We start from the raw sequence: 20,293 nt of genomic DNA, 5'->3' as shown, positions 1-20,293 counted from the left end.
GTTTAATTTTATATTATGGTAATACAAAAAGTAGCGCTGAGAGAAGTTCGTTTTTTTTCGCCTATAGGTTTTTATGAAGAAGAACGTGTCGTTGGTAATGAATTTTTTGTAAATATGGAAGTTACGTTTCCATTCAAAAATTCGGATGCCGAGGATTTGAATAATACGATTAATTATGAAGAGCTTTATCAAATTCTTCTGGAGGTAATGACACCAAAACGTAAACTGTTAGAGTCTGCTTTGGAAGATATTTTAGATATGGTTTTAAAGAAATATTCTTTTGTAGAAACTGCTGAAGTTGCAATACGGAAAATAAATCCTCCTTTTGGTGGGGATTTAGCAAATTCGCAAGTAACGCTTTCTTATACTAGATAACTAATCTTTACGATTAACAAAAGGCGCTCTGTTATATAAAAAATAACAGAGCGCCTTTTTTATGCTTCTGTGACTGTATTAGGTTACTTTTAAGTGACTTTTTGTCATTGTTTTTGGTTTTTGTATGTTATTTTGTCTTCTTTTTTGGATTGGTATATAAGTTGTTTTTAAGAAAGAAATTAATAATAAAAATAAAATTGGAGGTTAAAGATATGGCATTAATTAAAATCCCTACTAAAGCTGTTAATACAGATGTTGTTAACCCTTTTGTTAATTCTGTATTTGATAATTTGTTTAATGATTCATTTGTAACAGACCGTTTGGTTACGCGTGTTCCTGCAGTTAATATTACAGAGACTTCAAATGCTTTTGCAATAGAGCTAGCAGCACCCGGATTACAGAAGTCAGATTTTAAAATTAACGTAGATAAAAATATAATCAGTATTTCTGTAGAGAAGGTGGAGACCAACGAGACAGAAGAGAAAGTGTATAGTAAAAAAGAATATAGTTACAACTCTTTCTCTAGATCATTTACCTTGCCAGAAACGGTCGACTATAGTAATATAGTTGCTTCCTATGTTGACGGTATTTTGAATGTGAAAATTGGTAAAAAAGAAGAAGCAATTATAGCGAAAAGATTGATTGAAGTAGAATAAGTAGTGTATTAGTAGTTAGTTTTATCGTATAAGCCCCTTGATAGGGGCTTTATGTTTTATAATTATTTGGCATCTATCTTTGATTCTAGTAAAACCTGATGTCTTATATATATTCCAATTTTATTTTAGGAAATTTGCTATGGTAAAATGTAGCACAAATGCAATGTTAGGAAGTGTAATAAGATGTACTATCTGGATACACGTTTTTTTATGTATTTCCTGGAAGTGTTCAAAATACATATTTGTATGATATTTTAATTTCTTTGACTCTATATTCATAATTATCTTTTACGATATTTTGTCCGTATAATCTTGATTTACTTTTGCTGCCAGATGCCTATATTTTACACTTCAGTAGATATTATATATTTTTTGTTGTAACGTTTCGAAAAATATAATACTAACTGATTAATAAAAGATAGGAAAATTGGAACAGGACTTTTTAAAGCAAATCGAATTACATAAAGCCATCTTGTTCAAGCTGTCTAAGCTGTATATGGATAATGAGGTCGACCGTGAGGATTTGTTCCAAGAAATGGTATTTCAATTGTGGCGCTCCTATCCATCATTCCAAGGGAAAAGTTTATTTTCTACATGGATGTATCGGGTAGCATTAAATACGTCGCTAGTATATGTCAAGAAAGATAAGTGCCGTCCAAAAGTGGAGGAATTGACGGATAGATTGGATGCTGTAGTATATTCCGATCATCAGCAGAAAGAGGAGCAGTTAGCTTACTTTTATACTGCCGTAAAGTCATTAAATGAAATCGAGAAAGCACTGATATTTCTTTTTTTGGAAGGACAATCTCATCGAGAAATTGCTATGCAATTGGGGATTTCGGAAGGCAATGCACGTGTCAAACTCAATCGTACAAAAGATAAATTACAAGATATTATAAAAAAACAAGGCTATGAATTTTGATGAATTAAAAAATCAGTGGGGTAGGGAGATTATTCCTTATCAATCTATACCGCCATTAGAATTAAAGCGTAGTAACAATGCTATAGATAAGGTGCGTAGAAATATGAAAAATGATTTCTGGGGATTGATTGTTATGCTTATCATCGGTCTTGCTGCATTAGTGCTGGTACCATATTTAATCTTTGTACACCAAATACTACTTTTTGTTGCATGGAGTTTTTATATTACTTTTTCGATTATAGCCGTTTTTTTTCTTCTTAAATTTTACCGTTTCTACAAGAAATCATATAAGCTTAGCTATTCCATGAAGGATAATTTGTGGTGGTTTTATTACGAACTGAGATCATTTATTGATTTTTATTATACATTTAATTTGGTAGCGTTAATAATGGGCCTTTCTTGTGGTTTAAGTTTGGGGTATATTGGCGCAAATTTAAAATTTGTAAAAGGAGAGGATAATTTAATTTCTAAATCAATGGACCATATAGGGGATCTTTTACCATTTTTTTTACTATTTATGGTAGTTTTTACTATCATGATGATGGTAGGTTTATATTATGCTATTAATTATTTGTATGGTAAACACTTAAAACAATTGAAAATTACCTTAGATTTATTAAGAGATAATAATGAGTTTTAAATTTGCTTCATTATTTATTATCTGGTACAAATAAAATTTTATGATAAAAGGAATACTCTTCTTTTGGTTACTTTGTATAAGTACTAGTAACTTACAAGCGCAGGATAACAGTTTTAAGGTATCTTTCTTTCAAAAGGGAATAGAAATAAAGAATAAGCATAATGTGTATAATCTGAATAATAAACCCTTTTCAATTAAACTAAATTCTAAAGGTTATAACGGTTTTCTAATCGGAGTTACTTTTGATAGGGATATTTATTTATCCGCATTAGGAGAGGCTGATCTTGAAGTACCTTGGTTCGCGAATACTGGAATGGCAGAAGTGTTGTTTAATGCAGACCGTAGTATGTTTATTTCGGATCAAGCACCTAGTTATTGGTATTATGATGACCAAAAAGATCATCGTTTTGACCCTCATCCTATAGGTACTTATGATAATTGGGAAGGTATTCGTACTATTGAGAAATTTGATGATTTGCTAAATAATAAAATATTTAAGGTTGATAATTTCAATAAATCTGTTTATCTATTTTTATATAATCCTATTTACGATGATGATTATGAGTTGGTAGATGTCGAAGTCTTATTTCATGCTGAATTAAGATTTGTGAAATAATAATATCGATAAACTAATAACATAGTAATCCAGAATAGGTATAATCCTAAAAAACTATAGAGGTGATTTGATATCAAAAATTTTTTTACTTTTATCCTATGTTAAAAGACAAAGGACCAGAATTCAACATGAATTTGGTCCTTTGTGATGGATTGAAAATAGTCGATCAGTTTAAAATCTGATTTAAAATCATAGATTTCGAATGAGCAACATCTTAGTTTTTAATTTAATTGTACCCGGGGTTTTGTTTTAATGTACCTTTGCTAGCATCTATTGCAGATTGTGGTATTGGCCAAAGTTCATTTTTCCCTACAGTAAATACCCTGTCATCAACATAAAAGCGGTCTGTAGCAGAGGTAAATGTTACTTCGCCAGTAGTCGGGTTTACAGTTCCTTTGGAAAGAGAACCATATACAGGACCATTCATAACATCATTGGCAATGCCCCAACGAATGATATCAAACCAGCGTCTTCCTTCACCTGCAAATTCTGCTCGAAACTCACGACGTATCAATTCACGGAGTTTAATTTGTCCATTATATTTCGCTTGATCTACTGCTGGTAGTCCTGCTCTTTGGCGTACAAGATTGATGTTTGTATAGACTGTATTATCTACCGTGTTTAATTCAATTTTTGCTTCCGCATTAAGTAGTAATATTTCTGCATAGCGTTGTACAATTATATTTACACCTACATTCCAAACATTAGAATATGCCTTAGGGTTTTGGATGTATTTTTTATAGTTGTATGCAGTGCTAGAAGCATTGTCAGGTCCTGAAGGGTAATCTTTCGATATTGGAGATAGGGGATCGAAAATATCGCCAGCATATAATGCTCCTGGATATAATACCGTAGCTTCAAATCTAGGGTCTCTGTCTTTGAATGGTTTTAACACATCGTAAGTAGCAGATTCTTCAATCGTTTCACCATCGATGGTTTCATAGGCATCTACTAGTTTTTGGGTAGGTACAATGGAACTCCAGCCCCCCAATGAATTGGGGATCATGATACCCAAGTCAGTATATCCAAATGTCTTCTCTATATATTGAATATCCGATATTACTTCTGAATTACCTTTGTTTGCTTCTTCAAATATACCAGCATAATCTGCAAATAAATTGTATACTCCAAGGTCAATTATTTGTTGAGTTACAGTGATAACTTCTTGGTGTTTCTTTTGAAATGCGAATGTTCGGGCTAAGAATCCTAAAGCTGAGCCTTTAGACATTCTCCCTTTTTCAGGAACTGTAGGTAAGTCAGCAGCAGCTTCTTGAAATTCCTTTTCTACGAAGGCAAATATTTCTGCTCTTTTTGTAGCCTCTATATACGACTCGTCTAATGTCGTTGTATTTGTAATTAAAGGTACATCACCAAATAATGTAACCAAATCAAGGTATTTATATGCTCGAATTACACGTACTTCTGCTTTTAATCTTTTTATAATATCTTCTGAAATTGGTGCTTTATCAATATTTTCCAATATTAAATTTGCTCTTCGGATATGGATATAGCTGTATCGTGAAGATGCGTTTCCTGCATTGGTAGGGCTAGCAGTACCGTTGCCTAAGGCTTGGAAACCTTCCCAAGGGAAATCCGAATTCGAATTATCGGATACACAATCCATATAGAATATTTGCGAACCTACTTCCCAGCCATTATAAAGACCTGTTACAGCATACTCAACTTCAGCCTGTGTTTTCCAGAATGTCTCAACTTCTAACTGATCTAGTGGTATTTGGTCTAGTGTTTCGCAAGATGTAAAACCTATAGCACTTGCGATAAGGATATATTTAAATTTATTAAGCATGGTTTGTTGTATTAAAAATTAATGTTTAGGCCAAATGTATTTGTTATTACTTGTGGGTAATAATTACCTCTTGTGCTCGCAGGAGCTTCTGGATCAAATCCTTTCATAAAACTGGTGAAGGTTAATAAATTTTGTCCACTGTAATATACTTTTAACCCTTTGATACCCATTCTAGATACAATATGTTGTGGCAAATTGTACCCTAGCGTTATATTTTTTAAACGTAAATAACTCGCATTTTGTAACCAAAAATCTGAAGGTGTATTTTCTGGACTATTTTGAACCCATGTCGTCAATGCTCTAGGCATCGATCCATTTGGGTTGGTTACGCTATTGAAACGATCTTCAAATATAATATTTGGTTTTCCGGAGCCAGAAATTGTACCAATCGCTTCGCCCCAAAGGTATCCTTTTACGTCTGCAGCACCTTGGAAAAACATGCTCAAATCAAAAGCTTTGTAATTAAAGTTAGCCGTTAATCCAAATATGTATTTAGGGTCTGGCGATCCCAAATAAACGCGATCTTGACCATCAATTTTTCCATCGCCATTTTGATCTTTATAGATTAAATCTCCTGCTCCTACATTGTTGTTAACACCAATTACTCCGGAGTTTTTGTATTCTTCATCTGTACGGTATATACCCAAAGTTTCATAGCCATAGAATGAACGCATAGGAGCACCTATTTTGTATACAAAATAACTATTATAAGGTTGCTCTTGCTGATTCCAATCTGCTAGTTCATTCTTGATGTAAGAAGCATTAGCACTGATGTTGTATTTTAATTCACCAGATTGGTTTGAATAATTAACTTGTAATTCTATACCTCTGTTACGTCCCTTGGCTGCGTTAAAGTATGGAGCTCTACTTACACCATATTGAGCAGGTACAGGAGGTTCTAATAGCATGTCATTTGTTTTACGATCAAAATAATCGATTACAAATCCCAAATTGTTTTTAAAGTTAAGGTCTATTCCAATATTAGTACTTACAGTTTCTTCCCATCGAATCATAGGGTTTCCTGGAGATACAACTGTACCACCGGATGCTAATCCTGATCCAATAGGGTAGTTATAGCCTGATGTGAATACATCTAAAGCAGGGTAGTATAGATCTGCAGAAGGGTAGGTATTTTCTGCTACAGCTATTAGTGTCTGATTACCTAATTTACCCCAACCACCTCTAAGTTTTAATTCAGAAATACTATTTGCTAAGCTTGAATTCTGGAAAAAGCTTTCTTGTGAGATTCTCCATCCCGCAGAAAAAGAAGGGAATGTAGACCATTTGTTGGTGCCGATAAATCTGGAAGTACCATCATGACGAATATTACCTTCAATTAAATATTTTCCGTCAAAACTGTAGTTTAATCTACCAAAAAATGATCGTAAAATATTTTTTCGGGCACCACCTGTTGCGACTTGACCCTCACTATCTCCAAGAACTAATTCTTCTAAGTTTGTGTTAAGGAATCCTTGTCGATAAGCAGAAGAATAATTCGCAGTATTGGTTTCATCCATGAAACCTGCTAATGCATTGATTTGATTCTTACCGAAGCTTTTGTCATATGTTAATAGAGATTGTAAGGTAAGGCGTTCAATTTCGGCATTGTAAACCGTTAGGTTGTTAACACCCTGTCTTTGTGTAGGTGCTCCGGTTAAATTGTTATAAAATTGAATTTCTTTAACAAATTTTGATGATGTATTGTCGAATGGTTGGAATCCTACTACTTGTTTGAATTTCAATCCTTCGAATATTTTGTATTCTCCCGAAAAGTTAATTTGTGTATGTTTATTATTAATACGATCCATGGATTTCATATCTAACCATGCTATAGGATTGCCGTCTCCGTAGTAACCATAATAACCATTTGAATATTTATAAGCTATAAACGAAGGGATTCTATTTGCTTGTCTGAATATTTGAGCCATATCGCCTGTGTAGGGATTAACTGGTTCATTTATTTTTTGATAATTGTAGGCTATCCCTAGATTAACATGAAGTCGTTCAGTTATTTTAGCACCTATGTTTGTGCGTATATTGTATCGGTTAGATTCTGCAACAGGAATAACTCCTTTTTGACCCAAATACCCAACTGAAGCCATGTAGTTTATTTTTTCTGTAGCACCAGATAATTGTATATTATGTGATTGTTGAAAGCCACTACCTGTATATAATAAACCTAACCAATCTGTGTCAGGGTATTTGTCAAGATTAGAATGTGTTTTAAAGCCCTCAATCTCTTCATCCGTGAAACGTAGCGCTCTTCCTTCATTTGTAAGAGCTTCATTGAGGATGATAGCATTATCATAAGAACGCATGTATTGGGGTAGGCTTGTTGGGCTTTGCCAGCCCGCATATCCAGCATAATTGAGCTGCGGTTCTCCTATTTTACCTTTTTTTGTGGTAACAAGAATTACACCATTGGCTGCTTTGGAACCATATATAGCTGCACTTGGTCCATCTTTTAATACCGATATATTCTCTATATCATTTGGATTGATATTATTTAATGAGCTCTCTATACCATCAACGATGACTAAAGGATTTGAATTGTTGATAGTACCTAAACCTCTAATTCGAATTGTACCTCCGTCTTTACCAGGTTGACCTGAATTCTGTGTAATTGTAACACCCGCAAATTTACCCTGCATAGCTGTTGAAGCATTTGTGATAGGGCGATCTTGTAAATCTTTAGCACTGATAGCTTGTACAGCACCTGTCAAGTTAGCTTTCTTTTGTGTTCCAAATCCTACTACAACTACCTCTTCTAATGATTCATTAGTAGATTGTAATATCACTTGTAAGTTGTTTTTATCTATTTTTTGTTCATGTGTCGCGTAGCCAATTCTTTTAAATACTAAAGTTTGACCAATAGATGCATTGATTGAAAAATGACCATCACTATCAGTAGATACTGCTACAGAAGGTTTTTCTTTAATGGATACAGTGACACCATCGAGTGGGCTGCCTTCTGCAGACACATTTCCTATTATGGTTTGTTGGGTACGGTTGGTAATAGGCATCTCGACTACGCCATGTGTTGAGGCGTAAGTTGTTTGCGAAACTATCAACGCTAGCATTAATGCTGAGGTGATTGGGTAGAATTTCCCCAGGTACGGATTTTTGATTTTGTTCATCATATTATATTAATAGGTTTATAGAAAAAGAAAATATTATTTTCTATACCGTAATATTATATATAATATTATTTAAATATGAATAAAAAAAATAATCAAACGTTTGCGTAAGTTGCATAGCTTATTAATTTGCAAGCTTAAATTATGACGTTATTTGTTTGCTATTTATTGTTGAAGGGGATTTTTTTGATTCTGATCTTTAACTAAAGTGCAGGTGCGCCAAAAGATAGTATGTAACAATATTTTCCTGTATAAGTATTGTGTATTTCAAAAAAAACGCATATCTTTGCACTTCATTAAATAATTAAACAAATTATATAACAATGTACGCAATAGTAAATATAGCAGGGCAGCAATTTAAGGTTGCAAAAGACCAGTATCTTTTTGTACACCGTTTACAAGGAGAAGAAGGCGCTAGTATTGAATTTGACAATGTATTGTTGGCAGAAAATGATGGCAAATTCACTGTAGGTACACCAAGTGTCGCAGGTGCTAAAGTTTCAGCAACGATTTTGTCTCATTTGAAAGGTGATAAAGTTATCGTTTTCAAGAAAAAACGCCGTAAAGGTTACAAAAAGAAAAACGGTCACCGTCAACAATTCACTAAAATCCAGATCACTGGTATCAGTTTATAATCGAATTTTTTAATCTGACGAGAGTCATAAATTAAGATAAAGAAATGGCACATAAAAAAGGTGCGGGTAGTTCTAAGAACGGCCGTGAGTCACACAGTAAGAGATTAGGTATTAAAATTTTCGGTGGTCAACAAGCTATTGCTGGTAACATCATCGTTCGTCAACGTGGTACTGTACACAACCCTGACGCTAACGTAGGTATTGGTAAAGACCATACTTTATATGCTTTAGTAGAAGGTACTGTAGTATTCCGCAAAAAAGCGAATAACAAATCTTACGTTTCAGTAGTTGCTGCTGAGCAAAACTAAGGTTTACCTAACGATAATCGAAAGCCGCTGAGTTTCTTAGCGGCTTTTCTTGTTGAATTATTATTCTATACAAGAAAAGTATAGGAGGATAATTTGGTATACCCTAATACGGGTATACAAGTATGTCACATCATGAGTGATGAAGTGACAATTTTTAAAAAGTAAAGAAAGCTTTAAAGCTGCAATAGGTGACTATAAATGCAAGTGGTTATTCTTTACACATTAAACTGCTTTAATTTTATATATGACAACTTTTAAAGATTTAAAAGTAAGTGCACCTATTTTGGCGGCATTAGAGAAATTGGGTTATGAGAATCCTACACCAATTCAAGAGCAAGCTATTCCTGAAGTATTAAAAGGAAAAGATATATTGGGATGTGCACAAACAGGTACCGGTAAAACTGCCGCATTTGCTATTCCTATTCTTCAGTTATTAAACAACTTCAAGCCTAAAGATCACAAAAGAGGATCAATCCGTACATTGATATTGACGCCGACGCGTGAGTTGGCCATTCAGATCGGAGAGTCTTTCCGTGACTATGGTGAAAATTTGAAGTTGAAACACAGCGTTATCTTTGGTGGTGTCAATCAATTTAGTCAAGTGCAAACATTGCGTCAGGGTGTTGATATTTTGATCGCTACACCAGGAAGGTTATTAGATTTAGTAAACCAAAAGATCGTATGGCTGGATAAGATTGAGATTCTTGTATTGGACGAGGCTGATAGAATGTTGGATATGGGTTTCATTCACGATGTTAAGCGTGTGTTGAAGCTTATTCCCGAGCGTCGTCAAACCTTATTTTTCTCGGCTACAATGCCTAAAGATATTCAAGCTTTAGCTGATAATATCTTAAGTAATCCTGCCAAAGTAGAAGTAACACCAGCATCAACTACAGCAGAGACTATTCAACAGACTTTATATTATATTGAGAAAGCGAATAAGAATAAAGCATTATTGAATTTGCTTGCTTCAGAAGTTGATGAGTCTGTATTGGTATTTACACGTACCAAACATGGTGCAGATCGCTTAGTTAAGTTTTTAGATAAAAATAATATTACATCTGCAGCCATTCACGGTAACAAGTCTCAAAATGCACGTCAGCGTGCCTTAGAGGATTTTAAAGCAAAATCTATTAAGGTACTTGTGGCGACAGATATCGCCGCGCGTGGTATTGACATAGACTTGTTGAAATACGTGATCAACTATGAGTTGCCCAATATGCCGGAGTCGTATGTACACCGTATCGGTAGATCGGGTAGAGCTGGAGCTGAGGGTTTTGCGATTTCATTCTGTGATGTAGAAGAGATTCCTTATATCAAGGATATACAATATACTATAGGCTTTGAATTACCTGTAAAGGTGATGAGTGGTTTGAGTATGTCTCCACAATTTTTGGAAAGAGCGAAGGCTGATTCTTCGAAGCCAAAAGCTAAGGGCAAAGGCAAGGGAAAAGGGGAGGAAGCTACTTCTGGTAAGCCTGACCTAAGACACAAAAAACAAATAGATAAAAATAAAGAACGTAAATCTGGTTCTAGCAGCAGTTGGAGCAACAGATCATCTGGTAAATCAAGTGCTTCTTCAGGAGGCAGATCATCTGCTAGTTCGGAAGGAAGAAGCCGTTCTCGTAGAGGATAATCTATTGTTGAATATTAACAATGCCCCAAGAGTAAATCACTTTTTGGGGCTTTTTTATGTGTTGCCGTTTCGATTTATTCACTACAGCTTTTAGGGCAACTAAGAAAATATTAGTATTTTTAGTAAATAAATAATATGTACACAAAATGATAGCCAAGAACAAACTATTTATTACACTGATTACTTCCTTTGTATATTTATCCTCCTGTACAGATAATAAATCTACTAGTCAGTATGCTATAGATGCGGATACTATTACAAAAATAGTATTGTCAGCGGATTTAGCTAAGCATATTATTTCGTTGCCTACACATTGTTTAGAAGTAGAGTACCCCAATAAATTGGGACAAGTATTGGGCTCTGATGCTGATTTGAAGACGCCTAAAGCATTAAGGCCTATATTTTATGGTTGCTTTGATTGGCATTCCTCCGTTCATGGTTATTGGTCTATTGTAGAGCTTTTGCAACAATTTCCAAATCTAGATAAAGACGCTGCTATCAGAACGTTGTTGAATCAGCATATTACACCTGATAATGTAGCTATAGAAAAAGCTTTTTTTGAAGATCCAAATAACCTTTCCTTTGAGCGTACCTATGGCTGGGCTTGGTTGTTCAAATTACAAGAAAGCCTTGGCAATTGGGATGATACTGATGCTAAGCGATGGAGGAATGATTTACAACCATTAGTTGATCTTTTGGTGGATCGCTATATAGAATATTTACCCAAATTAGTTTATCCAATACGTGCTGGTCAGCATGACAATTCCGCATTTGGATTATCCTTATCCTTGGATTACGCAAGAGCGGTTGGCAACAAAAAGTTTGAAAACGCAATTGTAGAGCACGGAAAACGCTTATTTAGTAACGATATCAATTGTGATCTTGCATATGAACCTAGTGGATATGATTTTATATCTCCTTGCTTAGAGGAAGCTTATTTCATGTCTAAGATCATGGAAGGCCAAGAATATGATATCTGGTTAAATAAGTTTATGGCGCCAATATTTGATAAAGGATTTGTCCTTAAGCCGGCTGTAGTGAAGGATCGTACAGATGGTAAATTAGTGCATCTTGATGGTTTAAACTATAGTAGAGCAGCTTGCTTATATGGGATATCACAAAAAAGTGAGTTAGATTTAGGGCACTTACGTAAGATTGCTGATGATCACCTTCAGTTTTCGTTAGCTAATTTGTCTGCTCAAGATGATTATATGGGATCACATTGGTTGGGAACATTTGCATTGTATGCCTTGAAGCATGCTCAATAGCATTTTTTATACTAAAAAAGCTGAGTCTCTCACAACCTCAGCTTTTTTTGGCAAAAGAATTTAAAATTTAATTGAAATATTTACAGAAATCAAAATGTTATTGGTATTAAAGCATTCTGTTCTAATCGAACAGGTACTGATTTGACAGACGTAAATCCATCTTCTTTACTTATAATCTTAGAAAGATCTACTCCTTTTTTAGAAAAAGCCGCTAAAATAGCAGTTCGAAATGTTGCTTTTGTAGAGCCCCAACCATTACCTTTTACGGTCTCGTTGTTTAGTTCGATTAATTCTTCCAAAGAATAAGAGGTGAACTTTTCTAATAAATGTTGGTACAAATGAATTGTTGTTGACATACAATTTAAAAATTTAAAATGTTAAACCATAAATTGTATTCAGAAGTTTTTGGGAGAGTCGGTCAATTAGAAGACTTTTATTTTGGCTCTACACCCGTATCTTTTTACCACCGCGGTGTCCTTCACTCGGTTGGTATTGCTCATGCAATTCTGAATACTCTACAAATATAGTAGACATTTTGTTCTTTCCAAAATATTTATCTAAAAATATTTTAATTACCTGTATTTATGTTTATTAATTGTTAAAATTTTAATTAAAAGTTAATATTTTATAGTTATATTGTTAAAGCAATTTAAAATTACTTCTGGTAAATGTTTGATTTAACACAATCGTTAAATGTGCTAATTTATTAAAATTATTCATTCTTAAAGCTAAAGATATATGAAGGTTAAGAGAAAATACATTCCCGTACAATTTATTAGAATTGATTTAAATATGGAAGATTCTTTGGCTGCAGGATCTGCGGAGGTATCTGGTGGTACATCTTTTAATAATTTTAGCCCTGATGTACAAGAATGGGAGATCGAAACACCGGGCACTTCTGATAGAGGGGATTTATAATTCTTTAAAAACAAATCTTTAGATATGATAAATAGTCTGATAAATAGGGGGGGCATGAATTATATTTCGTGTACAATAATGATATTATTATTCACTCCTTTTCATAGTTGTAATAAAGAAAAAGGTAATAATTCTGTAGAGGGGATGGACGAGGACGGGAGAACAACTATTGTCGTCACTGTCCTTGGTATAAAGGATGATAATATAGTTCTAAATGCCAATAGAATGGGGAGCGCTATAGGCAGTGCCCATGATGATATTGGTGAAATAATAAGCCATGAGGAGGGATTTGATTCTCGAATTAGCGTCGGGGATATGGAGTCAATTGCTACGCATAAAATCTTTGCTAAAAATGAGATTACAGGTAAATCAGAGTTTCTAAAAGCGACTAAGATGGAGGATGATATAGTGTATCATTTACTTATTTATAAAGCCGCCGATAATTCAATTGCCTACAATAGGAAGATGAAGTCCGGAGAACAAATAAAATTGGTAGTAGATGCAGGGGTGATTTATAATTGGATCGCTTATTCTTATAATACAAATGTACCTGCTGATTTACCTATTCCGACTAATGCCGGAACTAGTGGGTTTATGCCTGCAGATGTTAAAGTACCTATTGGTAATAATACAGACTTTTTGTTTGACTCAGGTAACATAACTCCAATAGCACTGGTTAATACGCCATTGGGTATTTTTTTTGAACATAAAACCGCACGAATTGCGGTAGAGTTAAATACCATGGGGATGTTTGCAGATATTAAAGAAGCTGAAATAGAAGTCTCACAATTGAAAACTGGAGTTTTTGACTTAATAAGCGGTGCTAGAACCGGAATATTAAGTGATGTACCAGCCATTACCACCTCAAAATTTGAACGTGCTGCTGATTCTAATTATGATGATCGTCAAGTAGCTTATTTTTATACTGCTGATGAAACTACCTTAGCTAATTTAACTGTTGTATTGAAATCATTGACGATTGGACTGGATGCTTATGCTGTTGATAATGGTTCTCCTACTCGTGTTTTTGGAGATTTATCAACGGCGTTTAATTCTGCTAATTTTAAGCCCATCATTGGTAGAAGTAAACTTTTTAAAATTGATCTTATTGAATCTCCTGTTACGACGAGAGGTACTGCAAATTTCTTAGGTGCTTCTTGTTGTGAGGTTATAACAAAATGGGCGCGTGCCAATTTGTATTACGTAGAAGGACATAATCCTTACCGCTTTCAACATATCAATCATCAGACAACGGAACCAAATACCTATTTTTCTGTAGGTAGTGTCCTGCCAAGTATATTCGCAGCTTCAGAAGCTATAGCTGATCCATGCGAATTAGTCTATCCTGAGAACACTTGGAGAACGGCAAATTCAAGTGATTATAATGTGTTAGTAGGCGGCATCGCTTCAACTATTTTGTATTCTTATCCAGGGTTAATCCCTAATCGTGTTGCTAACCAGTATATTGAATATCCTGTTACGAGTCCAGCTGTGCCCCAATATCCGCACAACAATTTACGTTTTAATTATAATGGATCTGCAATAGCAGTAGCACTAGTCGAAGGATTAGTTCAGTTAAGTCTGTTGAACTCTACTGGTATAGCTAGTATTTGGACGAACTCTAAATCACTAGATTTATTAAGTATACTCGACCTAGGGCATAATTATTATTATGGAACTGCGTCTACTCAGGGGGTGACATTGGAATTGTTATCTATTAATTTACTAGGAAGTGTTAATGTTATTAATTCGGGTTTTAGGAATATACGCTGTGTAAGACAATAACTATTTTAGGCATTAATATAAATAATGATTATGTCGATGCGCTTGGTGATAATTTTATTCTGACAGTTTGTGTATGTTATGCTGTCAAATTGTCCTAGTAAATACCTTTGGAACGTTGCTTGATATATGCTTAATGTTATTAATTATTAAAACTAAGTATTAAAATATATGAGCACAGAAAAAGGTACTATTTCGATCCATACCGAGAATATATTTCCGGTTATCAAAAAATTCCTTTACTCGGATAATGAAATTTTCTTACGTGAATTAGTTTCCAATGCAGTAGATGCTTCACAGAAAATCAAAAGACTTTCATCTTTAGGGCAATACAATGGTGAAGTAGGTGATTTGCTTGTTGATGTAAAATTTGATGAAGCAGCTAAAACCATAACCATTTCTGATAATGGTATTGGTATGACTGCAGAAGAAATAAAAAAATATATCAATCAAATTGCATTCTCTGGCGCTACAGAGTTTATGGAGAAATTTAAAGAAGCAAACGACGCTAATGAGATCATCGGTCGTTTTGGTCTAGGTTTCTATTCTGCATTTATGGTAGCGGATACGGTAGAGATTGATTCTTTGTCATATCAAGAGGGTTCTGAGCCTGCACATTGGACTTGTGATGGTAGTACATCTTATGAAATCTCTACGGGAACACGTACTACACGTGGAACGGATATCATCTTGCATATCAATGATGAATCAGCAGAATTTTTGAGTAAAGCAAGGTTACAAGAGATTCTAGACAAATATGCTAAGTTCTTACCTGTATCAGTTCGTTTTGGTACAAAGACTACATCAGAGCCTGATGGTGAAGATGAAGAAGGTAAGCCTAAATACAAATCTGTAGAGGTAGATAATATCATCAATAATACGAATCCTGCATGGACCAAAGCACCGTCCGAATTGAAAGATGAAGATTATTTAGCTTTTTACCGTGAGCTTTATCCTTATTCAATGGATGAGCCATTGTTTTGGATTCACCTTAATGTAGACTATCCTTTCAATTTGACGGGTATATTATATTTCCCTAAGATCAAAAATGAACTTGAAATCCAACGCAATAAAATCAAGTTGTATTCGCGTCAGGTATTTATTACAGATGAGGTAAAAGATATTGTTCCTGAATATTTGATGTTATTACATGGTGTTATTGACTCGCCAGATATTCCATTGAATGTGTCGCGTTCTTTCTTACAAGCGGATGGTAATGTTAAGAAAATTAGTAATTATATCACTAAAAAAGTAGCTGATAAACTGCAAGAGATCTTCAAAACTGATCGTAAAGGATTTGATGAAAAGTGGAATGATATCGGTTTATTTATCAAATATGGTATGCTGAGCGATGAGAAATTTGCGGAGAAGGCAAATGATTTTTGTTTAGTTAAAAATACCAAAAATGAAAGCTTTACTTTTAAAGAATACTACGAGAAAGTAAGAGATATCCAAGTAGATAAAGATGCTAATGTAGTATATCTATATGCTTCAGATGCTGCGCAACAAGATGGTTTTATCCAAACAGCTAATAACAAAGGATATGATGTATTGGTATTGGATGGCCCATTAGATACACACTTCACATCGTATTTAGAGCAAAAAGGTGGTGAGAAGATCCAATTGAAACGCGTGGATTCTGATGTTATTGATCGCTTGATTCAAAAAGACGAAAAAATCGAATTGGTATTGTCTGAAGAAGAAAGTAAAAAAGCGTCAGATTTATTCCAAAAAGCAATCGATAGAGCTGATATGAAGGTCGAAGTGGAAGCACTAAGTGTAGACGAATTACCTGTTTCTGTGACTTTAGATGAGTTTATGCGTCGTATGAAGGATATGGCTAAGACTGGAGGTGGTATGGGCTTTTATGGCAACCTACCAGACAATTATAAAGTGGCTGTTAATGGTAACCATCCGCTGATAAAACGTATCTTAGATAGTAGCGATGAAGAGGCTCAAAAATTAGCTAAGCAAGCTTTTGATTTAGCTTTATTATCGAGAGGATTGTTGACAGGAGCAGATTTGACATCTTTTGTGAAGCGTAGCGTAGAGATGATTTAATAAAATAAAAAATAATTCCTTAATCCTCATTATGTTAATTCATGATGAGGATTTTTTCTTTTAAAATATTTGGAGTAAATCAATAATTATTCTACTTTTGTATCACAATCACGGTAGGTATAGCTCAGTTGGTTAGAGCATCGGTTTGTGGTACCGAGGGTCGTCGGTTCGAGCCCGATTACTTACCCAAAAAGCTTCTCATTTTTGAGAAGCTTTTTTAGTTATTATTAACCTAAACCAAAACTACTTTTATGAAATTGAAAATCGTGGATTATCTCAAAGGATATTCTATTTTTACTATTGTAATTTTTCATTTATTGCAATTTTTTCCTTTGCAGGGATTTGGTGCTAAACTTATATCTTTTGGAGGGGCTGGTATTCATGTATTCATATTATGTTCAGGTTTTGGGCTGTATCTTTCGCAATTAAAGAAGCCTCTTAAATATATTGAATTTATAAAAAAACGTTTTCTAAAAATCTATATTCCTTATATTATTATTGTTTTAATCACAGCTTTATTTCCTTCTCTATATGAGCATAGTGATCGTATAACGGCTATATTTAGTCATGTATTTCTATTTAAGATGTTCAACGAAAGATGGATGACTTCATTAGGATATCAATTTTGGTTTATATCTACAATTTTGCAATTTTATCTTCTTTTCCCTATTTTAATCAATTTTGTGAAGCGCTTTCAATGGAAAAGTGTTCTAATTTCGGTTGTTATAAGTTTATTGTGGAGTACAATAGTTGCGATTATAGGAGAATCAGATAACCGTATTTGGAATAGTTTTTTTATACAGTATTTATGGCAATTTGTATTAGGGATGATGATAGCAGTAAAGTATAAAGAGAATCCAGATTTTATTAAAATACCTTCAGTAAAATATTTGTTAATTTCTCTTGTCCTTGGCTTAACTTTGGTTGGGTATACAGGTATAAAGGGTGGAATATTGAAGTTGTATAATGATATTCCATCATTAATGGGCTATCTTAGTTTAGCTTTGTTGCTTTATTTGTTAGGTAACCATCTAAAATGGATACATAGTATATTTATTTACATTAATAAATATTCATATGAATGGTATTTGGTACATATGTTGGTATTTATAATTGTATTTAACTCGATATCCTCCTATGTAGGTATACCGATTTCTGGAGCACTAGCTTTAATCATTAGTTTTTTACTGGGTATTCTTTACCACAAATTATTGCAAAAATATCTCTTCTCTAAAATAGGGTAGTTTAATGGAGGGGGGTGAAATAGCAGTTTCTTGTATTTTATAGCTTTCTTTAGCTCAATTATTTATTTTTATTTCAGAATCAATCTACTGTTGGATATTTTGATTTTTTTATCATTCTGTTAGTTGTTTTTATCGTAAAGAGGTAGTTGTTGTCATTAGGTTTGCTAATTGAAGCTCCATTATTCCGATTTTTCGACTACTTTCTTAGGTTAATGTGCATAGCTATCAAGCCGAACTCCACGGCTGGTTTCTCTTGTCCCTTCATAGTGAATTGCGTAAACTTGCTATTGCTTTTTATCTACACAAATGCATCTTTAACTTGTACGGGTGGCTTGCTTAGGTGTTAGAGGCCTTCTTATGATAGCAGTCTATCCATTATAATAGAGGTATTTTTTTGCTTAAAAATGACTGACGATGTTGGTAATGGTTAAGTGAGCTAGTAAAATAACGGAATTATCTATTCTCTTACAATAAGTGTATGAAAATAGCTATCGGATCTACAGATGCCCTCGTATTACACAGGAACTGAAGAGGAAAATAAACTGGCGCTCAGATCCTATAAAGCACGTTTAATGAAGAAACTTTAACTTCAGAAGTAAGTCCTGTGGAAATAATAAGTTCACCAGTGATACAAATCATCCAGTGGCTTATTACCACCTTCGAAGTGATTTTTCAATTAAGTTACAATCCTTGCCAGAAGGTATCTAACTTTTTTGGAGCAGTGTATTTTTTGATAACTGGTATCTCTTTCTTAGACCTTTTTAGATAGCTCCATTTTTATTGGTATAATTATGTCATATGTTTATTTTTTGTGTTTGTATGACAATTATATTTTAGCAATCTCTTCTTCTTCCCAATTTATAACTTCACGAAGTACTAAAACATTATTATGAGTGGCATCTAGTGAGCTAATATAGTCCCAAATATTACCATCTACTTTTACCGGTTTACCATCTTGAAGGATATGAAAACCTTCATCAATCCATAATTCTATTTGTTGTTTTGTAATCATTTTTTCTTTTAAATATATTAATATTTTTAATTACGCTTATCAAAATTATGTCATAATCTAATAATGTCTAAACAATCTATATATGTATATCCGTGAATTTGAGTGCAATGTGAAAAAAAGTGCTTTTAATTTATTTTAAATGCGATAAACTCTTGTTTTTTTATAAAAGAAATACTACTTTTGTATCACAATCACGGTAGGTATAGCTCAGTTGGTTAGAGCATCGGTTTGTGGTACCGAGGGTCGTCGGTTCGAGCCCGATTACTTACCCAGATAAATAAAAAAAGCTTCTTAGAAATAAGAAGCTTTTTTTATTAGATTAGGCTCTTGCTGATTTAGAAATTCTGAATCAATCCCAAAAATATTTGCTTAAACACAACTTTCGGTATGATCCAATACTGGCTCAAAATCTATTTACTTTTTTACAAAAAAAAACAGAAATATTATTCAATTCAAACACAACTTGGATCATATTCAAAATCTGTGGACTAGGCAAATAATTTAGTTAATCTGAAAAGGAAAAAATTGATATCAGCTACCCCTCTAAACTGACTTCTGAATGCTTTTATTTTAGCATTGAAGGACTCTGCTGAAGCGTTGGTACTTTTATTATCAAAGTAGTTTAGGATCTTTTTATGATGGATATTTATTGTTCTAGATACAGTATTGAATGACTTGAATCCTGATTGTTCTACCTTATTCACCCATTTAGCTAGTCTTGTGGTTCCGTAGAGCTTATCAATTGATGTGTTGAATATCCACGAAAGTTCCTGTGATAAGCGGTATGCTTTTTCAATATCTGAATAGCGTTCAAATAATAATTTAGCTCTTTCTTTTTGTTCGCAAGTCCACTTATACTCGCTTTTATAGAGTAAATATCGGCTTCTTGCAAGAAGCTGTTTTACAGTGTCACTATTAGCAAGAACTTCTGGATAATAAGTTTCTTTTTTCTTACGCGCTTGTTCAATTGCTTGGTTTTCATCATCTATAGCTTGCCATCGATGTTTTATTCGGATTTCTTGGAGTGCTTCGCTAGCCAATTGTTGTACATGGAAACGATCTATTACTTGCACTGCATTGGGAAAACAACACTTCGCGATCAAACCCATGTTTCCTGCTAAATCAAGCGTGATTTCGGTTACTTTTTTACGTTTTCGTAATGGAATTTGTTGAAGAAAAGGGATGATTACTTCTGATTTTGTTCCGCTTATTATAGCTACAATTGTACCTTTTTTACCTTGTGACTCCTTATTGGTGATCACAGTATAGAGCTCTC

18 protein-coding genes, 2 tRNA genes and 1 riboswitch are annotated in these 20,293 nt (G+C 33.9%); of the genes, 15 read left to right on the top strand and 5 right to left on the bottom strand.

The features are described from left to right. The first annotated feature begins 15 nt into the window (after positions 1-15). From folB to IP023_RS06825, 5 genes are all read left to right on the top strand, one after another. A complete protein-coding gene (gene folB, locus IP023_RS06845; protein ID WP_241789521.1) occupies positions 16-375 on the top strand; it encodes a dihydroneopterin aldolase in 360 nt (119 codons plus the stop codon). 212 nt (positions 376-587) lie between these two features. Then, positions 588-1,031: an Hsp20/alpha crystallin family protein gene (locus IP023_RS06840; RefSeq protein WP_241789520.1), complete on the top strand. Its 444-nt coding sequence runs from the start codon at positions 588-590 to the stop codon at positions 1,029-1,031. A 427-nt stretch (positions 1,032-1,458) separates the two neighbouring features. Further along, a complete protein-coding gene (locus IP023_RS06835; RefSeq protein WP_262914382.1) occupies positions 1,459-1,953 on the top strand; it encodes an RNA polymerase sigma factor in 495 nt (164 codons plus the stop codon). After that, positions 1,943-2,593 (top strand): hypothetical protein, encoded by a 651-nt coding sequence (locus tag IP023_RS06830; protein WP_241789518.1) that lies wholly within the window; start codon positions 1,943-1,945, stop codon positions 2,591-2,593. Before IP023_RS06835 ends, IP023_RS06830 begins: the two co-directional genes overlap by 11 nt. A gap of 40 nt (positions 2,594-2,633) precedes the next feature. Next, the gene (locus IP023_RS06825) at positions 2,634-3,209 is read left to right on the top strand and encodes a hypothetical protein (RefSeq protein ID WP_241789517.1); all 576 of its coding nucleotides are present in this window, start codon (positions 2,634-2,636) and stop codon (positions 3,207-3,209) included. Between the two features lie 226 nt (positions 3,210-3,435). Here IP023_RS06825 and IP023_RS06820 read toward each other — a convergent pair whose 3' ends face one another. Further along, on the bottom strand, positions 3,436-5,016 hold the full coding sequence (locus IP023_RS06820; protein ID WP_241789516.1) for a RagB/SusD family nutrient uptake outer membrane protein: 1,581 nt from the start codon (positions 5,014-5,016) through the stop codon (positions 3,436-3,438). An 11-nt stretch (positions 5,017-5,027) separates the two neighbouring features. Then, complete coding sequence (locus IP023_RS06815; RefSeq protein ID WP_241789515.1) at positions 5,028-8,156, bottom strand: SusC/RagA family TonB-linked outer membrane protein; 3,129 nt, start codon at positions 8,154-8,156, stop codon at positions 5,028-5,030. Between the two features lie 320 nt (positions 8,157-8,476). On the opposite strand from IP023_RS06815, the gene rplU reads away from it, so the two are divergent. From rplU to IP023_RS06795, 4 genes are all read left to right on the top strand, one after another. Further along, positions 8,477-8,788, top strand: a complete 312-nt coding sequence (rplU, locus tag IP023_RS06810) for a 50S ribosomal protein L21 (protein WP_241789514.1) — start codon at positions 8,477-8,479, stop codon at positions 8,786-8,788. Positions 8,789-8,832: 44 nt separating this feature from the next. Continuing rightward, on the top strand, positions 8,833-9,096 hold the full coding sequence (gene rpmA, locus IP023_RS06805) for a 50S ribosomal protein L27 (RefSeq protein WP_241789513.1): 264 nt from the start codon (positions 8,833-8,835) through the stop codon (positions 9,094-9,096). A gap of 244 nt (positions 9,097-9,340) precedes the next feature. Beyond that, positions 9,341-10,732, top strand: a complete 1,392-nt coding sequence (locus IP023_RS06800) for a DEAD/DEAH box helicase (protein WP_241789512.1) — start codon at positions 9,341-9,343, stop codon at positions 10,730-10,732. Positions 10,733-10,878: 146 nt separating this feature from the next. Continuing rightward, positions 10,879-12,000 (top strand): DUF2891 domain-containing protein, encoded by a 1,122-nt coding sequence (locus IP023_RS06795; protein ID WP_241789511.1) that lies wholly within the window; start codon positions 10,879-10,881, stop codon positions 11,998-12,000. A gap of 89 nt (positions 12,001-12,089) precedes the next feature. Here IP023_RS06795 and IP023_RS06790 read toward each other — a convergent pair whose 3' ends face one another. Beyond that, positions 12,090-12,356 carry a 5-oxoprolinase gene (locus IP023_RS06790; RefSeq protein WP_241789510.1) on the bottom strand — a complete coding sequence of 89 codons (267 nt, stop codon included), beginning with the start codon at positions 12,354-12,356 and terminating at the stop codon, positions 12,090-12,092. Between the two features lie 68 nt (positions 12,357-12,424). Continuing rightward, positions 12,425-12,519: riboswitch (SAM-I-IV-variant riboswitch) on the bottom strand. Between the two features lie 219 nt (positions 12,520-12,738). Between IP023_RS06790 and IP023_RS06785 the strand changes: the two genes are divergently transcribed. The 5 genes from IP023_RS06785 to IP023_RS06765 all read left to right on the top strand — a co-directional run bounded on the left by IP023_RS06785 (position 12,739) and on the right by IP023_RS06765 (position 18,005). After that, positions 12,739-12,918 carry a hypothetical protein gene (locus IP023_RS06785; RefSeq protein ID WP_241789509.1) on the top strand — a complete coding sequence of 60 codons (180 nt, stop codon included), beginning with the start codon at positions 12,739-12,741 and terminating at the stop codon, positions 12,916-12,918. 78 nt (positions 12,919-12,996) lie between these two features. Further along, positions 12,997-14,703: a hypothetical protein gene (locus tag IP023_RS06780; RefSeq protein ID WP_241789508.1), complete on the top strand. Its 1,707-nt coding sequence runs from the start codon at positions 12,997-12,999 to the stop codon at positions 14,701-14,703. A gap of 168 nt (positions 14,704-14,871) precedes the next feature. Further along, positions 14,872-16,761 carry a molecular chaperone HtpG gene (gene htpG / locus IP023_RS06775; RefSeq protein WP_241789507.1) on the top strand — a complete coding sequence of 630 codons (1,890 nt, stop codon included), beginning with the start codon at positions 14,872-14,874 and terminating at the stop codon, positions 16,759-16,761. Positions 16,762-16,874: 113 nt separating this feature from the next. Next, positions 16,875-16,948: transfer RNA gene (locus IP023_RS06770), tRNA-His, on the top strand. A 64-nt stretch (positions 16,949-17,012) separates the two neighbouring features. Then, a complete protein-coding gene (locus tag IP023_RS06765; protein ID WP_241789506.1) occupies positions 17,013-18,005 on the top strand; it encodes an acyltransferase family protein in 993 nt (330 codons plus the stop codon). A gap of 826 nt (positions 18,006-18,831) precedes the next feature. On the opposite strand, the gene IP023_RS06760 is transcribed toward IP023_RS06765, so the two are convergent. Beyond that, a complete protein-coding gene (locus tag IP023_RS06760; RefSeq protein WP_241789505.1) occupies positions 18,832-19,017 on the bottom strand; it encodes a hypothetical protein in 186 nt (61 codons plus the stop codon). A 196-nt stretch (positions 19,018-19,213) separates the two neighbouring features. On the opposite strand from IP023_RS06760, the gene IP023_RS06755 reads away from it, so the two are divergent. Next, positions 19,214-19,287, top strand: a tRNA-His gene (locus IP023_RS06755). Positions 19,288-19,505: 218 nt separating this feature from the next. Here the strand turns inward: IP023_RS06755 and IP023_RS06750 are convergent. Beyond that, the coding region (locus tag IP023_RS06750) for an ISAon1 family transposase (protein ID WP_241789504.1) at positions 19,506-20,293 on the bottom strand (788 nt) is incomplete at its 5' end.

The sequence above is a fragment of the Sphingobacterium rhinopitheci genome (assembly GCF_022627575.1).
In the GTDB taxonomy this organism is placed as follows: Bacteria; Bacteroidota; Bacteroidia; order Sphingobacteriales; family Sphingobacteriaceae; genus Sphingobacterium; species Sphingobacterium rhinopitheci.
The sequence above is the reverse complement of the archived record's forward strand: the minus strand, read 5'-3'. Positions and strand labels throughout refer to the sequence as shown.